The following is a 17,164-nucleotide window of genomic DNA, read 5'->3' on the forward strand; positions in this document are numbered from 1 at the left end:
GTCATGAAATTCACTACTCCTGCGACTACCAATCCGATCGACCAGATGAAGATCATCGGCCGCCCGGTCGACCGCGTCGATGGTCCCATGAAGGCCAGCGGGTCGGCGCCGTACGCCCATGAACAACATGCGGCCGCACCGAACGCCGCTTACGGCTACATGCTCGGCGCCGCCATTGCCAAAGGCCGCATCGGTTCGATGAACATCGACGAAGCGCAACGCGCGCCCGGCGTCATCTCGATCGTCACCGCCGCGAATGCGGGCAAGCTCGGCAAGGGCAACTTCAATACCGCCAAGTTGTTGGGCGGACCGGCGATCCAGCATTACCACCAGGCCGTTTCCCTGGTGGTGGCCGAGACGTTCGAACAGGCGCGCTCCGCATCCCAGCTGATCCGCGTGAAGTACATCAAGGAGAAAGGCGCGTTCGACCTCGCGAAGGCAAAGCCCTCCGCCACCAAGCCGAAGGACAAGGACGCCGACACCGAGGCAGGCGACTTCGCCGGCGCCTTTGCGGCATCACCGGTGACGCTGGACGCCCACTACACCACGCCGGACCAGTCGCACGCGATGATGGAGCCGCATGCGTCGATCGCGTCGTGGGAAGGCGACAAGCTGACCGTGTGGACCTCGAACCAGATGATCGACTGGAGCAAGGGTGACCTGGCGAAGACGCTCGGCATACCGAAGGAAAACGTCCGCCTGGTCTCGCCGTTTATCGGTGGCGGCTTTGGCGGAAAACTGTTCTTGCGCTCCGAGGCCTTGCTGGCTTCGCTCGGCGCCCGCGTGGCGAAGCGCCCGGTCAAGGTTGCGCTGCCGCGCCCGCTCATGTTCAACAACACCACCCACCGTCCGGCGACCATCCAGCGCATCCGGATCGGCGCCACGCGCGACGGCAAGATCACCGCGATGGGCCACGAATCATGGTCCGGCGACTTGCCCGGCGGCGGGCCGGAGAACGCGGTCCAGCAGACCCGCTTGCTCTACGCCGGCGCCGGCCGCATGACCGCCACCCGGCTGGCCGTGCTCGACCTCCCCGAAGGCAATGCGATGCGTGCACCGGGCGAGGCGCCCGGCCTGATGGCGCTGGAAATCGCGATGGACGAGATGGCCGAAAAGCTGAAGATCGACCCGGTCACCTTCCGCATCCTCAACGACACCAAGGTCGATCCCGAACACCCGGACCGCCGCTTCTCGCAACGCCGCCTGATCGACTGCATGCGCATCGGCGCCGAGCGCTTCGGCTGGAATACGCGCAAGACCGAGCCCGGCACGAACCGCGACGGCCAGTGGCTGGTCGGCATGGGCGTGGCGTCGGCGTTCCGCAATAACCTCGTCATGACATCGGCGGCGCGCGTGCGCCTCGACCGCAATGGCGTCGTGACGGTCGAAACCGACATGACCGACATCGGCACCGGCAGCTACACCATCATCGCCCAGACCGCCGCTGAGATGATGGGCGTGCCGCTTGAGAAGGTCGTGGTGCGCCTTGGCGACTCCAGCTTCCCGGTGTCGGCCGGCTCAGGCGGGCAATGGGGCGCCAACAGTTCCACCGCGGGCGTCTACGCCGCCTGCATCAAACTGCGCGAAGCGGTGGCACAGAAACTTGGCTTCAATGCCACGGACGCGGAATTTGTGGATGGATCGGTACGTTCAGGCGGCAATTCCGCACCGTTGGGCAAGGCCGCTGAAGCGGGCGAACTGGTCGCCGAAGACACAATGGAATATGGCGACCTGGACAAGAAGTTCCAGCAATCGACATTCGGCGCGCACTTTGTCGAGGTCGGTGTCGATATGGCCACGGGCGAAACGCGCATACGCCGCATGCTGGCAGTCTGCGCGGCTGGCCGGATCCTCAATCCGAAGTCGGCGCGCAGCCAGGTCATCGGCGCGATGACGATGGGCGCCGGGGCCGCGTTGATGGAAGAACTGGTGGTCGACAAACGGTCCGGCTTCTTCGTCAACCATGACCTGGCGAGCTATGAAGTGCCGGTCCACTCGGATATTCCACATCAGGATGTCATCTTCCTCGACGAAACCGATCCGATGTCGTCGCCGATGAAGGCCAAAGGCGTGGGCGAACTGGGGATTTGCGGCGTCGGCGCGGCGATTGCCAACGCCATCTACAACGCTACCGGAGTCCGCGTGCGCGAGTACCCGATCACCTTGGACAAGCTGCTGCCAAAAATGCCAGCTTATATTTAAGGCACACCTTTACGCCCTGCGATTCGAACTGGACCGCAGGGCGCGAACAGCGTCGCGGTGTAGCAGGGGTTTCGAATCGCCTGCGATTCGCCTGCGGAACGGTTCCGCACGCAAGCGGATACCCCTCTCATCCGCCGTACTGGCCGCTACACGTCGTTCGTCTCACGCCGCGCCTCCTTCTGGTCTTGACACTCAGACCACATCAACGCTTCCCTTCCCCCGCCATCAGCCGCAGTTCGCCCTCCAAATTCGCAGAACGCGTCGATAATCGTTTCCGCCTGCCCCTCTTTATTGTAGGATATGGCCCTTGCGGCTAGGTATGTTCCTACAGCAAATATCCGTCCGAGCCGAATTCCTTAGCGCGCTCGTTCGGTAACACTGCGCAAGCATAAAGGAAAGCGGAATGACATTCATGTCGCCCTCACCACATCCACACCATACAAACCACGGCGCAATCCGGCGCAGCCGTTTGCTGGCGTTTGCCTGCGTGGCGATCGTGCTGGCGGCGCTCGGTGCCGAAATCATGCGCTGGTCGCGTGACGCCAGCCCCGCCAAATCGCCCGCCCTGCTTGAGCTGATCCAGCTGCCGGGTGTCAAGCTGACCGAGCGCTCCTCCTCCCTCATTCCGATGCCGCCGAACGTGCCATCGGCCCATGCGAGCGCGATGGCGCCGCTGTCCGACGGCCGCATGATCGCGTTCTGGTGGGCAGGCAGCCGCGAGAGCGGCCCCGACGTCAAAGTCTACGCCTCGCGCTGGGCCGAGGGAAAATGGGGCCAGCCATGGGAAGTCGCCAGCCGCGATTCGCTCGGCTCGGCACTTGGCTTCGGCGTGCGCCGCATCGGCAATCCGGTCGCGTGGACCGCGGCCGATGGCAAGATCAATCTGTTCGTTGTGGCAACCGGCCTGGGCGGCTGGGCCGCGGCCCGTGTTGTCCAGCTCGTATCGTCCGACTCCGGCGACAGCTTTACCGTCAAGCGCCTGTTGCCGATGTCGCCACTATTCAATACCAGCGTGCTGGTCCGGACCGCTCCCGTCCGACTGGCAAACGGTGCCTGGGGCCTGCCGTTATACTTTGAACTCGGCATCAAGTACCCCATGATGCTGGCCTTCGACGCGCACGGCGATCCTAACTGGCTTTCGCGCATCGGCACCCGCATGACCGCGCTGCAGCCGACCATCGTTCCCGTCTCCGACTCGGAAGTCCACGCGTGGATGCGCGACTCCAGCGACGAGCAGCGCGTGCAATACGCACTTAGCCGCGATGGCGGCGTCAGCTGGGCGGACATGCCGTCGCTGGACTTGCCGAACCACAGTACGTCGCTCAGCGCCCTGCGACTGAGCAACGGCAGCATCGTCGTCCTGCACAACCACGTGCTGCCGGGCGGATCCGCGCGCAACATGCTGCGCCTGTCGATTGCAAAAGACGCGCGGACCTGGACGCAGGCGATCGACGTAGCGCACGGAAAGGCCGGCGAAGAGTTCTCCTATCCGGACTTGCGACAGATCGGCAACCAGTTGCACATCACGTATACTTCGCGCCGCGAAGCGATCGCGCACCACATCATCGACCTTGAATTCGGGGGTATCCTGTAATGGACCTGCCTGCACTCGATTGGCAATTCTTCTACGGCCGGCTGGCCTGGACAATCGTCCTGGCGACGCTCGTGGCCAGCCTGCTGCCGGCCGCGTTGCGCCGTTCGCGGCCGGTCATCGGTGGCCTGATGCTGGCGATGGCGGCGCTGATGGCACTGCCGGACAGCGCCTCGCCCGCGTACTGGCTGGTGCTGGCATTCCAGTGGCCAAGCGGCGTCTTGCTCGGCTGCTGCCTGCTGAAGCTGTACACGGCAAGAGCTGGTTCGCCGGCCATCGCGTGCATGCCGACCGGCATTGCCGCAGTGATCGCGCTGGTCGGTTCCGTGCTCTATCTGGACGCCATCGGCCTGCTGTCGCTCGGCCTGTATTACTGGGGCTTCGGTCCATACGGCGCGCCGCTGGTGGCGCTGGGCGCGGGCGCAAGCTGCGCGCTCGCAGTCGTCCTCGGCCGTGTCCGGCCGCACGCGCTCATTGCGCTTGGCGCCCTCGCCCTGTTCTCAATTCTGCGCCTGCCTACGGGTAACCTGTGGGACGCGTTGCTCGATCCGCTGTTGTGGGGATGGGCAGTCATCGCGCTGGCCATCCAATGCGGACGATGGCTGGCACGCAAGCGGCGCGGCGCGCAACAATCCGGCCGCGGGGTGGAAGCTTAACCTCACATCGCTTCCGCGCGAGCGGCTGGCGTCGAACGTTTTCAATAAGAAGGAGTAAGGGACGTGGTAACTCGTAAATGGTATTCCCATCCGGTGATCGCGGCAGGTATCGCAGTCAATGTCGTGGTGCTCGCGCTGGCAGTGGCCTGGTCTGGTCCGGATGCAACGCAGCTGTGGCGCCTGCTTGGCGAAGACGGCATCGTCGAATGGATGCAGTTCCTCTGCTTCGCCGTCATCTCCGTCCTGCTGGGTTTCGTCGCCTCCGAGCGCTGGAAGCGTTCCCCTCGCGTGAGCCTGGAGCTGATTGCGCTGGTTGGCCTGGCTGCCTTGACCGCGTTGGCGGCGCTCGAAGAAATCAGCTGGTTCCAGCGTATCTTGAATGTTCAGTCGCCGGAATTCTTCCTCCAGAATAACCGCCAGGCAGAGACCAACCTGCACAACCTCGCGCTGGGCAGCGCCAGCCTGCACAAGACCGTCCTGCTGAAACTGATTTTCATTGCCGGCATCACCCACAACCTGATCCTGCCGCTGCTGGCGCGTTCACGCCCGGCAGTACAGCGCTGGGTCGAGTCGATGGGACTGTACCTGCCGCCACTGTCGGCAGCGGTCGCTTACCTGGTCCTGGTGATCCTGTCGCACCTGCTGATCGAGCATCCACGCAAGGGCGAGCTGGGCGAAATGTTCGGCGCGGTGCATTACCTGGCGACGGTGTTTACCGCTTACTTCATTGGCGTGGCCTACGGCAAGCCGCCGGTGTTCGAGAACGCCGCCGACGGGCGCCGCGTGTCGACGCTGTTCGTGACCGTCGTGGCGTTCTTGCTGTTGCTGGCGTGGCTGCTGAGCGCAGGCGCTGGCGCGACGGGCGCACCGTAAAGTTCAGTATGTTGCAAAGCCAGGCCGCCTTCGGGTGGCCTTTTTTATGTCGAGCTACTGAGGCTTTGGAAGGATGCCTCGCCTTTCAATGCGATCGGTACCGCCCTCGCCCACCGATTGGATGAAAGCGAAAACGTCAGCGCGCGAACCTGGTGATACCAGCCAGCCGGCACGTACAGAAGGTCACCGGGATTGACGATGCACTCGATCATCGTGGCCTGACGTGCAAGGGGAAACTTCTCGAAATCCGGCGCTTCAGGGTCGAACGGCGAGCCGAACAGGATGGCGTTCGCCTCGCGGGGGTACAGGAATGCGTCGTGGTGAGGCGGCGACAGGAAAACCCGTTTGCTGCCCCAAATCTGCGCGAAAATATTGTCGTCGTAGTCGCAATGCAGCGGCGTGACAGTCCCGGCCGGCCCAAGCCAGAAGCGCGGCGGGCCCATTTTGTCGAAGTAAGCAGGCCAGTGACACATTCCGTTCAGTTCGCGTAATTCGAGATTGCCCAGATATGGCGGCAGCTCATGCGTGCCGGTGGCGACAAGTTCGAGATACTCCAGCATCGACATGTCCTGCATCGCGCGGTCAGGCGCGAATGCGGTGTTGATGTAGTCACCCACCCGCGCGCGCACCGGCAGGTGGCTGAAGCGTTCGCGCAGTGTCTGCGGTGTGAGGGCGGACAGCGGCCACCGGTTGACGATCCCGGTGATCAGGAATGGCAGGCCTTCCGCGGCACGCGCGCGGAAGGCTGCGGCGTCGAGCGCGCCCACGCGGGGCACTTCAGAAATCGCCGGCAGATCGCGTGCGGCGCGCTTGATTGCTTCGCGCATTTCATCGATTGATGTAACTCCGCGGACCTCGGCGTCCCGTCGCTCTCGCGCCTGCTTTTTCGCGCGCGCGTCCGCCGGCGTCGTCGGCCTTGATGCCTCCAACGGGGGCAACGAGCGCAGCTTCGGATTCGTTTCGTTCGACATGGTCCCTATTATCTTCTGTTGACTGCCGTAAGTGTCCCGGAGGCACCAGATTTTTGCGCTCCGCGCTGCGCCCATCGGGCGCGCTGCCGCCAAGGCGGCAGCATACGGACGATTCGGAGAGGGCTGGGCGAGTACGCCCAGCCCTTCGAATCCCCGACGCAGGGCGCGCAGGCGCCCTGCTTCTCTCCGCCAGGAAACAATGCAAAAAGGCTACCCTCGGGTAGCCTTTTTGCATTGTTTCCTGGCGGAGAGACGGGGATTCGAACCCCGGATAGGCTATGAACCTATACACGCTTTCCAGGCGTGCGACTTCAACCACTCATCCATCTCTCCTGCTTCTTCGCTTTCACGAAGCCGCAGATTATAGCAAAGATTCTGTTGAGAATGGAGAAATTTGCATGCCGCAGGCTACATGATGCTCTCTATGGATCCCCGCCCCTCGCGGGGAGTCATTTCGGGCAATGCCCGGAATGACGGATCAGCCGCCTCTGACTACGAAGCTTCCTTTAGCTGCTCCAGAATCGCCGGATTCTCCAGGGTCGACACATCCTGCGTAATCGTTTCGCCCCTGGCGAGCACGCGCAGCAGTCGCCGCATGATCTTGCCCGAACGCGTCTTCGGCAGGTTATCGCCAAAGCGGATCTCCTTCGGCTTCGCAATCGGCCCGATTTCCTTGGCGACCCAGTTGCGCAGCTCAAGCGCCAGCTTCTTGGCTTCCTCCCCGGTCGGCCGCGCCTGCTTCAGCACGACAAACGCGCAGATCGATTCGCCCGTCGTATCGTCCGGCTTGCCCACCACCGCCGCCTCAGCGACGATCGGGTTCGCCACCAGCGCCGATTCGATTTCCATCGTGCCCATGCGGTGACCCGACACGTTCAGCACGTCGTCGATGCGCCCGGTAATCGTGAAGTAGCCGGTGTCCTTGTTGCGGATCGCGCCGTCGCCGGCGAGATACATGCGACCGCCCAGTTCATCCGGGAAGTAGCTGGTCTTGAAGCGCTCCGGGTTGCCCCAGATGGTACGGATCATCGATGGCCATGGGCGCTTGACGACCAGGATGCCGCCCTGCCCGTTCGGCACGTCGTGCCCTGCCTCATCGACAATCGCCGTCATGATGCCCGGCAGCGGCAAGGTGCACGAACCCGGCACCATCGGCGTGGCGCCAGGTAGCGGCGTGATCATGTGCCCCCCGGTTTCGGTCTGCCAGAAGGTGTCGACAATCGGGCACTTCTCGTGGCCGATGTTCTTGTAGTACCACATCCACGCTTCCGGATTGATCGGTTCGCCAACCGAACCGAGCAGGCGCAGGCTGGACAGGTCGTAGTTCTTCGGATGCACTTGCGGATCGACGTCAGCCGCCTTGATCAGCGAGCGGATCGCGGTCGGCGCCGTGTAGAAGATGGTGGCCTTGTGCTTGTCGATGGTTTCCCAGAAGCGGCCCGCGTTCGGATAAGTCGGCACGCCTTCAAACACGATTTCGGTTGCGCCAACTGCCAGCGGTCCGTACGCGATGTAGGTGTGGCCGGTCACCCAGCCGATGTCGGCGGTGCACCAGAACACGTCGCTTGGCTTGATGTCGAACGACCACTTCATCGTCAGGGCGGCCCACAGCAGGAAGCCGCCGGTCGAGTGCTGCACGCCCTTCGGAGTGCCGGTCGAACCCGATGTATAGAGGATGAACAGCGGATGCTCGGCGCTGACCCATTCCGGCTCGCATTCGGCCGGCTGCGATTCGACCAGGTCGTGCAGCCAGATGTCGCGGCCTTCCACGATTGGAATGTTGCCGCCGGTGCGCTTGTAGACGATCACATCCTTCATCGTGGTGCAGCCGCCCAGCGCCAGCGCTTCGTCGACGATGGTCTTGAGTGGCAGCTGTTTGCCGCCGCGCAGTTGCTCGTCGGCCGTGATGACGGCGACCGCGCCGGCGTCGATGATGCGTTCCTGCAGCGATTTTGCCGAGAAGCCGCCGAACACCACCGAGTGGGTCGCGCCGATACGGGCGCAGGCTTGCATCGCGGCCACGCCTTCAATCGACATCGACATGTAGATGACAACGCGGTCGCCCTTCTTGATGCCGCGCGACTTCAGGCCGTTGGCGAACTTGCAGACCTTTTCGTACAGTTCCTGGTAGGTCGCGCGCGTCACCTTGCCGTCGTCCGCTTCGAAGATGATCGCGGTCTTGTTGGCATTGCCGTTCTTGAGGTTGCGGTCGAGGCAGTTGTACGAGACGTTCAGCTCGCCATCGGCGAACCATTTGTAGAACGGCGCTTCCGACTCGTCCAGCGTGGTAGTAAACGGCTTGTGCCAGTCGAGGTTCTCGCGCGCCAGGCGCGCCCAGAAGCCTTCGTAGTCGCTGGCCGCCTCGGCGCACAGCTTGTTGTAGGCGTCCATGCCCGAAATTGCCGCGTTTGCCACAAACTCCGCTGGCGGTGCGAATACGCGGTTTTCCTGCAAGCCCTGATTGTCGTTGGCCATGCTTGTCTCCCTTAGGTGTGCTTTAGGTTTGCAACAACAGTAGACGCCGTCGCTTACTGCCCCCTTACAGTGCAAAAACGCTCACAACGTCTGTGTGTTTATGGTGCGATGGGCGCCGATCTGTAGGATTTTACCAATCTTTCAATGTCCCATGGGCAGGTGATCCGCTCAATCAACCTCCTTTCTGCAATGCCCTTGCAAAACGTCATCGGCCAGCACGTGTAAAATGACGCATCGCAAATTTCTGCCTCTCCTGGAGCATTAACCGAATGTCTGAACCGCGTTTTCCGACCACCCCGCCGCGCAAACTGACTCCCCTGAACGCCCTGATTTTCTCCAGCCGCTGGCTCCAGCTGCCGTTGTACCTCGGCCTGATCCTGGCGCAGTGCGTTTACGTGTTCCATTTTTGGGTGGAGTTGAAGGACCTGATTGGCGCGGCGATGGGCAACGTCGCCTCGCTGCAGCATTTGCTGGATGCGGTTGCCGTACCAGGAGCCCCTCGTCCTGAGAAACTAAACGAAGCGACCATCATGCTGGTTGTCCTCGGCCTGATCGACGTGGTGATGATCTCGAACCTGCTGATCATGGTCATCGTCGGCGGTTACGAAACCTTTGTCTCGCGCATGCACCTTGAAAACCACCCGGACCAACCGGAGTGGCTCTCGCATGTCAACGCGTCGGTCTTGAAGACTAAGCTGGCAATGGCAATCGTCGGCATTTCCTCGATCCACCTGCTCAAGACGTTTATCAATGCCGGGGCGTACAGGTCCGAAGTGATCATCGCGCAAACCGTCATTCACACCGTATTCCTGCTGTCCGCATTGGCGATCGCCTACACGGACCGCATCATGACCAATACCCAGGCCGCGGCCAAAGCAAACCATTAACATCAACCGAGAATTACCATGACCGTCATCAAACAGGAAGACCTGATCGAATCCGTTGCCGCCGCGCTTCAGTACATCAGCTATTACCACCCTGCCGATTACATCCAGCATCTGGCGCGCGCGTACGACGCCGAGCAGAGCCCGGCGGCCAAGGATGCGATCGCCCAGATCCTGACCAATTCGCGCATGTGCGCGGAAGGCAAGCGCCCGATCTGCCAGGACACCGGCATCGTCAACGTGTTCCTGAAAATCGGCATGGGCGTGCGCTTTGAAGGCTTCTCCGGCACCGTCACCGACGCCGTCAACGAAGGCGTGCGCCGCGCGTACAACTTCGACGACAACAAGCTGCGCGCATCGATCGTGGCCGACCCGCAGTTCGACCGTAAGAACACCAAGGACAACACCCCGGCCGTCGTTCACATGGAACTGGTCGAGGGCAACACCGTCGACGTGAAAGTCGCGGCCAAGGGCGGCGGTTCGGAGAACAAGACCAAGTTCGTCATGCTGAACCCGTCCGATTCGCTGATCGACTGGGTCATGAAGACCGTGCCGACCATGGGCGCAGGCTGGTGCCCGCCGGGCATGCTCGGCATCGGCATCGGCGGCACCGCCGAGAAGGCGATGCTGATGGCGAAGGAAGTCCTGATGGACGATATCGACATGTACGAACTCAAGCAGCGCGGCCCGCAAAACAAGACTGAAGAACTTCGTATCGAGCTGTGCGACAAGATCAACTCGCTGGGCATCGGCGCGCAGGGCCTGGGCGGCCTGACCACCGTGCTCGACGTAAAGATCAAGATGTACCCGACCCACGCGGCATCGAAGCCGGTTGCGATGATTCCGAACTGCGCCGCCACCCGCCACGCGCACTTCGTGCTGGATGGCTCCGGCCCAACCTACATGGAACCGCCTGCGCTGTCGACCTGGCCTGAAGTGCACTGGACCCCGGACACCGAGAAGTCGCGCCGCGTCAACCTCGACACCCTCACCAAGGAAGAAGTCGCTTCGTGGAAGCCGGGCCAGACCCTGCTGCTGAACGGCAAAATGCTGACCGGCCGCGACGCCGCGCACAAGCGCATCCAGGACATGCTGGCCAAGGGCGAAAAGCTGCCGGTCGACTTCACCAACCGCGTCATCTACTACGTCGGCCCGGTCGATCCGGTGCGTGACGAAGCAGTTGGCCCGGCTGGCCCGACCACCGCGACCCGCATGGACAAGTTCACCGACATGATGCTCGAGAAGACCGGCCTGATCGCGATGATCGGCAAGGCCGAGCGCGGCCCTGCGGCCATCGACTCGATCAAGAAGCACCAGTCGGCTTATCTGATGGCAGTCGGCGGCGCGGCGTACCTGGTCTCGAAGGCGATCAAGCACGCCAGGGTGCTCGGTTTCGAAGACATGGGCATGGAAGCGATCTACGAGTTCGACGTGGTCGACATGCCGGTGACGGTAGCGGTCGACTCCAACGGCACGTCGGTGCACAACACCGGCCCGAAAGAATGGGCGGCCAGGATCGAAGCGCTGAACATCCCGGTCGTCACCAAGTAAGCCGATGGCGTATCACTTAGGGCGGACAAGCGTGGCTGCCGCCGAGGCCGCCTCCGCCGTTTTAGTTTGAACGGCGAAAGGCGCTTGCACTACCATCCCATCATGGAAAACAATTCCCTTCCATCCCCCACCGCCCCCATCGGCGTATTCGACTCCGGCGTCGGCGGCCTCTCGGTGCTGCGCCACATCCGTGCCCAGCTGCCCAGCGAACGCCTGCTCTACTTCGCCGACTCCGGCTTCGCCCCTTACGGCGACAAGCCCGAGCACGTCGTCGCCGAACGCTCGCTGGCCATTGCCGCCTTCCTGGTCGCGCGCGGCGCCAAGGCGCTGGTCGTGGCCTGCAACACCGCCACCATCGCCGCCATCCGCCTGATCCGCGAGCACTACCCCGACATGCCGATCGTCGGCGTCGAACCCGGCCTGAAACCTGCCGCCGCCGCTTCACGCAACGGCAAGGTCGGCGTGCTCGCCACCGAATGCACGCTGGGCGGCGCCAAGTTCCTGCAACTGCGCGAACACGTGGCGCTGGCAAGCCAAGTCGAATTCCTGCTGCAAGGATGCACCGGACTGGCAGACCAGATCGAACTAGGCGAGCTGGACTCGGCCGCCACAACGGCAATGCTGGAACGCTACATCGTGCCGCTGCTGGACCAGGGTGCCGACACACTGGTGCTAGGCTGCACCCACTACCCGTTCGTCACTGCGGCCATCGAGTCGATAGTGCGCGGCGCAACATCGCGCGAGGTCGCCCTGGTCGACACCGGCGACGCGGTGGCGCGCCAGCTGGCACGCCTGTTGACGGCAGCCGGATGCGCCAATCCCGGCGGCCCGCAGCCTGCCAGCATTGAAGGATTCACCAGCGCCAGCGCCGTTGCCCTGTCGGTCGCGTTTTCCAGCCTGCTGGGGATCGAAGCGCCCGTGTCGGAGGTGGAACTCGCGGGAAAATCCCTGGTCCAGGCGAATCGCGACATTTAGATTTGCCATTCCAAAGATATGTTTGTATAATCTCTAGCTGTCCCGGAAGCATCGGAACAAATGTAAGCCAGTGGTGGCTGTAGCTCAGTTGGTAGAGTCCAGGATTGTGATTCCTGTTGTCGTGGGTTCGAGCCCCATCAGCCACCCCAAAGAATACTCGTAGAATCAAAGACTTAGGCCGCCGAAAGCGGCCTTTTTCTTTGGATTTGTGTAAAACTGTAAAACTCTGTGTAAAACCGCCGGGTCGCGGGCCCGCATGGTTCGGCTCCCATGGCGATGCCGGATGGTCGTTGCAAACCGGCAGCTATTCACCGGCCCGCCGGTTACCATCGCTCCACAATGCCCCACTTTAGAGTCGCCGAATGATGCAACGCACGACACCTCACGACATTGAAAGCTGGCTCGTTCAGCTGCAAATACTCCAACGCTCCAAGCGGTGCGAAGGACCGAAGTTCGTGAAGCCCTTCCACCTCGCGACACTGGCGCACACCCTGCGTCGCGATAAGGCGACGCAGCTCAACCTGCCAGAAAAAATCGGGGGCTACGCGGATACCATGAACTTATGGGGCGCGCTTGAGATCGAATCTCCGTTCGGGCCGAAGGATAGGCGCAGCCCGGGCCGTTATCACCCTATCGAGCTTCTCAAGGATGAATCGTCGATCGACACCGCTGCCGAGGCATTGGTGGCCCTGTTTAAGCCAGTGTGCTCGAACGAACAGACGCTCGATGCAATACAGACGATGCTGAGGGAGCTCATTGGGAACTGCTTTGCGCACTCCGATGTAACCGATGGAATGTATGGCGCTATATGCGCTCAGGTTTGGGCTGGAGGCCGTAAGGCCCAGATCACGCTTGCCGACTCAGGCATCGGGATCAGGGCGTCCCTTGAGCAGAATCCGCTGCTGCGTGATAGACTTAATTCGGAGAACGGTTGCGAATTAGCAACAGAATATGGCGTCACCAGTAAGCCTGGTCGAGGGCACTCCGGATATGGACTCGCCGTGGCGCGGCGGCTCTTGGAGCAGAACAAGGGGACGCTATACGTGCGATCGGGCTCAGAAGCCTTTTATTTGTCGTCAAACGTCGTCCGAAATTTTGACACCGAAACCCATTACGATGGTACTTTACTTGTCATCGAGTGGGATCTTGATGAGCAAATGGACATCGGTGCCGTATATGCTAGTTTTCCACTGCCAGAGGGGATGAGTGATGATGATTTCGATTTTTAATGTTGACATCAATGATGTCGCGGCAGAGCTGACTACCCGGCCAGTTGGCGCGCAGGCTCGCTTTCGCCTGCTCAGCTTTTTGCAGGAACACGAGTCCATTGAAATAGACTTCCATAACAAAAGTCTGACGCCGTCGTTTGCAGATGAGTGCATAGGCCAATTAGCTGCGCACATTGGCCTATCGGATTTCAAGAGTCGTGTGCGAATGGTCAACCTGAACGATGCGAGCAGGCCTTTGATCAAGCACGTAATTCTCACGCGCTGCAGCGCTGCAAAACACTGATCTGCACTGCACGCAACCTATAGCGCCCGGCTTGCCGGGCGTTTTCAATCCAGCTATCCCAACGGTTTAACCTTTACAACGCGGGTGCGATCGTACACTCGCTTCGTTGTCGCTGGGTTCTTGTGCGTCTCTGGGTTTTCGCCCAGGTCACCTTTTTCCGTCACGTAATAGGCGCGCAGGTCATGCGTGGTGAACCAGACGCCGCCGCTGTCCTTGTAGTCGTGCATTACCCGGTTCCACATTGTCTTGAATCCGCTGTCGGTATATGGCTGGCCGTCCTGCGTGGCGAAGATATAGCCACTTGCCTTGCTGCGCTTCATCTCCAGCGCCTCTTGCACCAGCTGGCGCAGCAGCGGCGACCAGGACACCAAATAGGTGCGCTCCGCCTGGCCCGCCTTGGTCTTGCAGTCGACGACGTGAATGCCGTCGTCGCGCAGCGCGAAATTGGTTAGCCGCATGACCTCGGCGCGGCGCCGGCCGGTAATTGCCACCATCAACCCGATCAGGATGATCATATAGGCCGATTCGCCCTTGGCCTTAGCCACCTGGGTCAGCGCATTGACCTCGCGGGTCTCAGGGCGCCGGCTACGCGGCGTCTCCTTGTTCCGCTTCACGCCGTGGCACGGATTCGCCGACACCATGCCCTTGCTCATGCCGAAGTTGAACGCGGAGCCAAGCGCGGCCATCTCGCGATTTGCGCGCACCGCCCTGCCCTTCTCGCGCTGGGCAAACAGGTACTGTGCTGAATGCGTCGGCTTGAATCCGGCTGGCGGCATCGCCCCAAACACCGGTAGCACATGCTTGAGCAGGCTGTTCTCGTACTCGTCGATAGTGGTTTCGGCCAGCTCGGGCTTGCCGCCCTTGAGCGCTGCGCGCTGGTAGGCGATGAACTGCTGGCACATGTCCGCGATAGTGCCCGCCACCGGTGCGCCGTTGATCAGCTCGCGCAGCTTGACGTCAGCCGCCTGGCGCTCGTGCCCGAGGTTGATGCGCTTCCCGCCGATAAGGGCGTAATAGGTGGTCGTCCGCTTTCCATGGCGCACATCCATATGTTTTGGCAAGGGTTCGTTCGCCCTGCTTCTTGGCCTTGCCATGATGATTCCTTAAATTGCTGCCCAGTTCGGCTGGACAGTCGCGGCTTCCGCGTTTTGATTTCCCATCTTACTCCGGTAATATTCCCGGTCTACCTTTGGCCGGCCGAGCCGGTTCATCTCGAATATCCAACCGCGCATGCGCAGCCATTCGGCCTGGCCCTTTCCTGATTTGTAGCCCGTGAGCTCGTACAGTTCGTCGTCGGTGATCAGCATGTCCTTGGTCCCCTTATTCTTCGAATGCGCGCTTGATTCCGGCCGGCCCCATTCCGACAGCCTTGCAGCCTTCTTTCGTCGCATGGAAAAATACACTGCCGTTTTCTTGAGAGTGGCCTTCGGTTGCCAGGCCGGCATCGACCCGGCGGCGCATCGACGCTTGCTGCTCGCCCTTGCCCGCACAAAAGTGGTTCCGGAACGTGGGCATCAACGGCGCGCCGCCTCCGCCGCCGACCCCGGAAGAGATGAAAGACCAGCAGGAACAGATCGCCGGCATCACGCAGATGTTCGACCTGACCACCGGAAAGTACGACGTCACCTGCGAGTCCGGCCCGAGCTACACCACCAAGCGCGAGGAATCGGCGAACCAGATGATCGAGTTTATGCGCGCGGTACCGGCGGCGGGCCAAGTCATGGGCGACCTGCTGGCGAAGAGCCTGGACTGGCCTGGCGCCGACGATATCGCCGAACGTCTCAAGTCGATGCTGCCGCCGCAGGCACAGGGCCAGAACCCGCAACTGCAACAAATGCAGCAGCAGATGCAACAGATGCAGCAGGCGCTGCAACAGGCCCAAGGTTCTGGTCGGCGCCACGGAAACAGCGCATGAGCGGCCCGTATATACCGAGATGACGCACACGATTGGCGAGACGTTGCAGTGCGACTGCTTCGTGTCCGGTCGCTACGTTGCGGTGCGCTTCGAAACGGGCACTGCGTTCAGCTGGCGGCTCGATGCGTTTGATGTATTTGTCGAAGACGCGGGGGCCTACTGATGCGGACGCCGAACAATGGATCGATGGCATATGCCCCGGGCGATCCCCCTGCCGACCCGGCGCAACTTCAGCGCTATCTGCGCGAGGAACTGGCCAAGGTGAGCGCCGTGCTCAGCCTGATCGGTGCCGGCCACCTGGATAAGCAGCACGCACCACCGGCCAAACCGCGTGACGGGGATATCCGATACGCGGACGGGGCTCAATGGAATCCCGGCGGCGGTGCCGGCGTCTACTACTACAACGGAGCGATATGGACCAAGCTTTGACCACAACCAGCACCAAACAGGAACCCGCCGAGAGCGGTTTTTTTAATGTCCAGCCATCGCGCGAACAGATCTTCGACTTAGAAGAGCACCTTCGGTCGATGCCACAGGTTGAGATGCCGGTAACGAACCACTTTTCGCACGGCGTGTACGGCCGTGAGTTGTTAATCCCGGCGGGGTCCGTGCTGACTGGCCACATTCACAAGTTCACGAACATGAATGTGCTGCTCGAAGGCGAAATGTCGGTGTCGACCGAAGACGGCGTGCAGCGGGTGGGCGCGGGCTTCGTCGTCGTGTCTCCGCCCGGAACAAAGCGAGTCGCGTACGCGCACACCGACTGCCGCTGGCTAACGGTTCATGGCACGAACGAGACAGATATCGACGCGATCGAGCGCGAATTCGTGGTTCACACCGAACAAGAATATCTCGCATTCCGCGAAACGCAACAGCTCTTGAAGGGAGAATGATATGGCATGGGTAGCAGTAGGAGCCGCGGCAGTCGGCGCAGTTGGGGGAGCGTATTCCGCAAGCCAGAACAAGAAGGCGGCACAGGCGGCCGCCACCACTCAGCAGAAGCTTGACCCACGCAATGAGGCCATCATCTATGGCAACGGCGCGACCGGCCAGCACGGACTTCTGACGCAATACCAGCAGCTCGGGCAGGCGCCGCAGAACAAAGGCCTGATGGACTTCGGCCAGGGCAACCTCAATTACCTATCAACGGCACCGGGCGACATGCTTGGCATCCGTGACAAGGCAAACGGCCTCCTGCAGGGTACTCCGGCTCCTCAGATCGGGGGCGCAGCGTGGGCAACCGGAAACATGGTCGACGCGCCGAAGCAGAACAACATCGACCTGTCGGGCGCCTACAAGGACTTCATCTACGGCAACCGCGGGGAAAACAAGTTCCTGACCAGCGCGCTGCAGGGCGGCATCCTGTGTAAAACCCATCGAGCCTCACTCTAGAGATTTTCCACGAAAACGGAATCGTTTTACACAAAAACAGGCTGGAACCCGCATGGATACTCAGTTGGGCATCGGATTGTGATTCCTGTTGTCGTGGGTTCGAGCCCCATCAGCCACCCCAAGAATTCGTAGGAAAAACAAAGGGTTACACGCTTCGGCTTGTAACC

General features: G+C 61.6%; 19 protein-coding genes and 2 tRNA genes. 15 read left to right on the forward strand and 6 right to left on the reverse strand.

What is annotated here, in order from left to right; all coding sequences use genetic code 11:
- Positions 1 to 3: 3 nt before the first annotated feature.
- The 4 genes from paoC (at position 4) to HHL21_RS17930 (ending at position 5,322) form a co-directional block, all read left to right on the forward strand.
- Entirely contained in the window at positions 4 to 2,202 is a 2,199-nt protein-coding gene (gene paoC / locus HHL21_RS17915; RefSeq protein WP_169468397.1) for an aldehyde oxidoreductase molybdenum-binding subunit PaoC, read from the forward strand.
- 412 nt (positions 2,203 to 2,614) lie between these two features.
- The gene (locus HHL21_RS17920; protein WP_169468399.1) at positions 2,615 to 3,796 is read left to right on the forward strand and encodes an exo-alpha-sialidase; all 1,182 of its coding nucleotides are present in this window, start codon (positions 2,615 to 2,617) and stop codon (positions 3,794 to 3,796) included.
- A complete protein-coding gene (locus HHL21_RS17925) occupies positions 3,796 to 4,449 on the forward strand; it encodes a hypothetical protein (protein ID WP_169468401.1) in 654 nt (217 codons plus the stop codon). Before HHL21_RS17920 ends, HHL21_RS17925 begins: the two co-directional genes overlap by 1 nt.
- A 63-nt stretch (positions 4,450 to 4,512) precedes the next feature.
- Positions 4,513 to 5,322, forward strand: a complete 810-nt coding sequence (locus HHL21_RS17930; RefSeq protein WP_169468403.1) for a hypothetical protein — start codon at positions 4,513 to 4,515, stop codon at positions 5,320 to 5,322.
- A 44-nt stretch (positions 5,323 to 5,366) separates the two neighbouring features.
- On the opposite strand, the gene HHL21_RS17935 is transcribed toward HHL21_RS17930, so the two are convergent.
- The 3 genes from HHL21_RS17935 to acs all read right to left on the reverse strand — a co-directional run bounded on the left by HHL21_RS17935 (position 5,367) and on the right by acs (position 8,768).
- Entirely contained in the window at positions 5,367 to 6,293 is a 927-nt protein-coding gene (locus HHL21_RS17935; RefSeq protein WP_169468405.1) for a cupin-like domain-containing protein, read from the reverse strand.
- A gap of 242 nt (positions 6,294 to 6,535) precedes the next feature.
- A tRNA-Ser gene (locus HHL21_RS17940) sits at positions 6,536 to 6,626 on the reverse strand.
- Between the two features lie 159 nt (positions 6,627 to 6,785).
- Entirely contained in the window at positions 6,786 to 8,768 is a 1,983-nt protein-coding gene (gene acs / locus HHL21_RS17945; protein ID WP_169468406.1) for an acetate--CoA ligase, read from the reverse strand.
- A 269-nt stretch (positions 8,769 to 9,037) separates the two neighbouring features.
- Here acs and HHL21_RS17950 point away from each other — a divergent pair, with 269 nt between their 5' ends.
- The 6 genes from HHL21_RS17950 to HHL21_RS17975 all read left to right on the forward strand — a co-directional run bounded on the left by HHL21_RS17950 (position 9,038) and on the right by HHL21_RS17975 (position 13,690).
- Positions 9,038 to 9,655 carry a TIGR00645 family protein gene (locus HHL21_RS17950; protein WP_169468408.1) on the forward strand — a complete coding sequence of 206 codons (618 nt, stop codon included), beginning with the start codon at positions 9,038 to 9,040 and terminating at the stop codon, positions 9,653 to 9,655.
- A gap of 18 nt (positions 9,656 to 9,673) precedes the next feature.
- Positions 9,674 to 11,203, forward strand: coding sequence for a fumarate hydratase (locus HHL21_RS17955; RefSeq protein ID WP_169468410.1), 1,530 nt, complete (start codon positions 9,674 to 9,676; stop codon positions 11,201 to 11,203).
- 102 nt (positions 11,204 to 11,305) lie between these two features.
- Positions 11,306 to 12,178 (forward strand): glutamate racemase, encoded by an 873-nt coding sequence (murI, locus tag HHL21_RS17960; protein ID WP_169468412.1) that lies wholly within the window; start codon positions 11,306 to 11,308, stop codon positions 12,176 to 12,178.
- A gap of 73 nt (positions 12,179 to 12,251) precedes the next feature.
- A tRNA-His gene (locus HHL21_RS17965) sits at positions 12,252 to 12,327 on the forward strand.
- A 213-nt stretch (positions 12,328 to 12,540) separates the two neighbouring features.
- Positions 12,541 to 13,407 (forward strand): ATP-binding protein, encoded by an 867-nt coding sequence (locus tag HHL21_RS17970; RefSeq protein ID WP_169468414.1) that lies wholly within the window; start codon positions 12,541 to 12,543, stop codon positions 13,405 to 13,407.
- The gene (locus HHL21_RS17975; protein ID WP_169468416.1) at positions 13,388 to 13,690 is read left to right on the forward strand and encodes an STAS-like domain-containing protein; all 303 of its coding nucleotides are present in this window, start codon (positions 13,388 to 13,390) and stop codon (positions 13,688 to 13,690) included. Before HHL21_RS17970 ends, HHL21_RS17975 begins: the two co-directional genes overlap by 20 nt.
- Before the next feature lie 53 nt (positions 13,691 to 13,743).
- On the opposite strand, the gene HHL21_RS17980 is transcribed toward HHL21_RS17975, so the two are convergent.
- From HHL21_RS17980 to HHL21_RS17990, 3 genes are read right to left on the reverse strand one after another with little or no spacing between them, the layout of a single operon-like run.
- Positions 13,744 to 14,784: a tyrosine-type recombinase/integrase gene (locus HHL21_RS17980; RefSeq protein WP_169468418.1), complete on the reverse strand. Its 1,041-nt coding sequence runs from the start codon at positions 14,782 to 14,784 to the stop codon at positions 13,744 to 13,746.
- Between the two features lie 9 nt (positions 14,785 to 14,793).
- On the reverse strand, positions 14,794 to 14,997 hold the full coding sequence (locus HHL21_RS17985; protein WP_169468419.1) for a DUF4224 domain-containing protein: 204 nt from the start codon (positions 14,995 to 14,997) through the stop codon (positions 14,794 to 14,796).
- Between the two features lie 13 nt (positions 14,998 to 15,010).
- On the reverse strand, positions 15,011 to 15,208 hold the full coding sequence (locus tag HHL21_RS17990) for a hypothetical protein (protein ID WP_169468421.1): 198 nt from the start codon (positions 15,206 to 15,208) through the stop codon (positions 15,011 to 15,013).
- Here HHL21_RS17990 and HHL21_RS17995 point away from each other — a divergent pair.
- Genes HHL21_RS17995 through HHL21_RS18015 form a run of 5 tightly spaced genes read left to right on the forward strand, consistent with a single transcriptional unit; the run spans position 15,198 to position 16,997 of the window.
- Positions 15,198 to 15,605 (forward strand): portal protein, encoded by a 408-nt coding sequence (locus HHL21_RS17995; RefSeq protein ID WP_169468423.1) that lies wholly within the window; start codon positions 15,198 to 15,200, stop codon positions 15,603 to 15,605. The two genes, HHL21_RS17990 and HHL21_RS17995, sit on opposite strands and share 11 nt — an antisense overlap.
- 19 nt (positions 15,606 to 15,624) lie before the next feature.
- Entirely contained in the window at positions 15,625 to 15,768 is a 144-nt protein-coding gene (locus tag HHL21_RS18000; protein WP_169468425.1) for a hypothetical protein, read from the forward strand.
- Positions 15,768 to 16,034, forward strand: coding sequence for a hypothetical protein (locus HHL21_RS18005; protein ID WP_169468427.1), 267 nt, complete (start codon positions 15,768 to 15,770; stop codon positions 16,032 to 16,034). Before HHL21_RS18000 ends, HHL21_RS18005 begins: the two co-directional genes overlap by 1 nt.
- Positions 16,019 to 16,498 carry a hypothetical protein gene (locus HHL21_RS18010; protein WP_169468429.1) on the forward strand — a complete coding sequence of 160 codons (480 nt, stop codon included), beginning with the start codon at positions 16,019 to 16,021 and terminating at the stop codon, positions 16,496 to 16,498. Before HHL21_RS18005 ends, HHL21_RS18010 begins: the two co-directional genes overlap by 16 nt.
- Position 16,499: 1 nt before the next feature.
- Positions 16,500 to 16,997, forward strand: coding sequence for a hypothetical protein (locus HHL21_RS18015; protein WP_169468430.1), 498 nt, complete (start codon positions 16,500 to 16,502; stop codon positions 16,995 to 16,997).
- The last annotated feature ends 167 nt before the right edge of the window (positions 16,998 to 17,164 follow it).

This window comes from Massilia polaris (genome assembly GCF_012927275.1).
In the GTDB taxonomy this organism is placed as follows: Bacteria; Pseudomonadota; Gammaproteobacteria; order Burkholderiales; family Burkholderiaceae_D; genus Telluria_A; species Telluria_A polaris.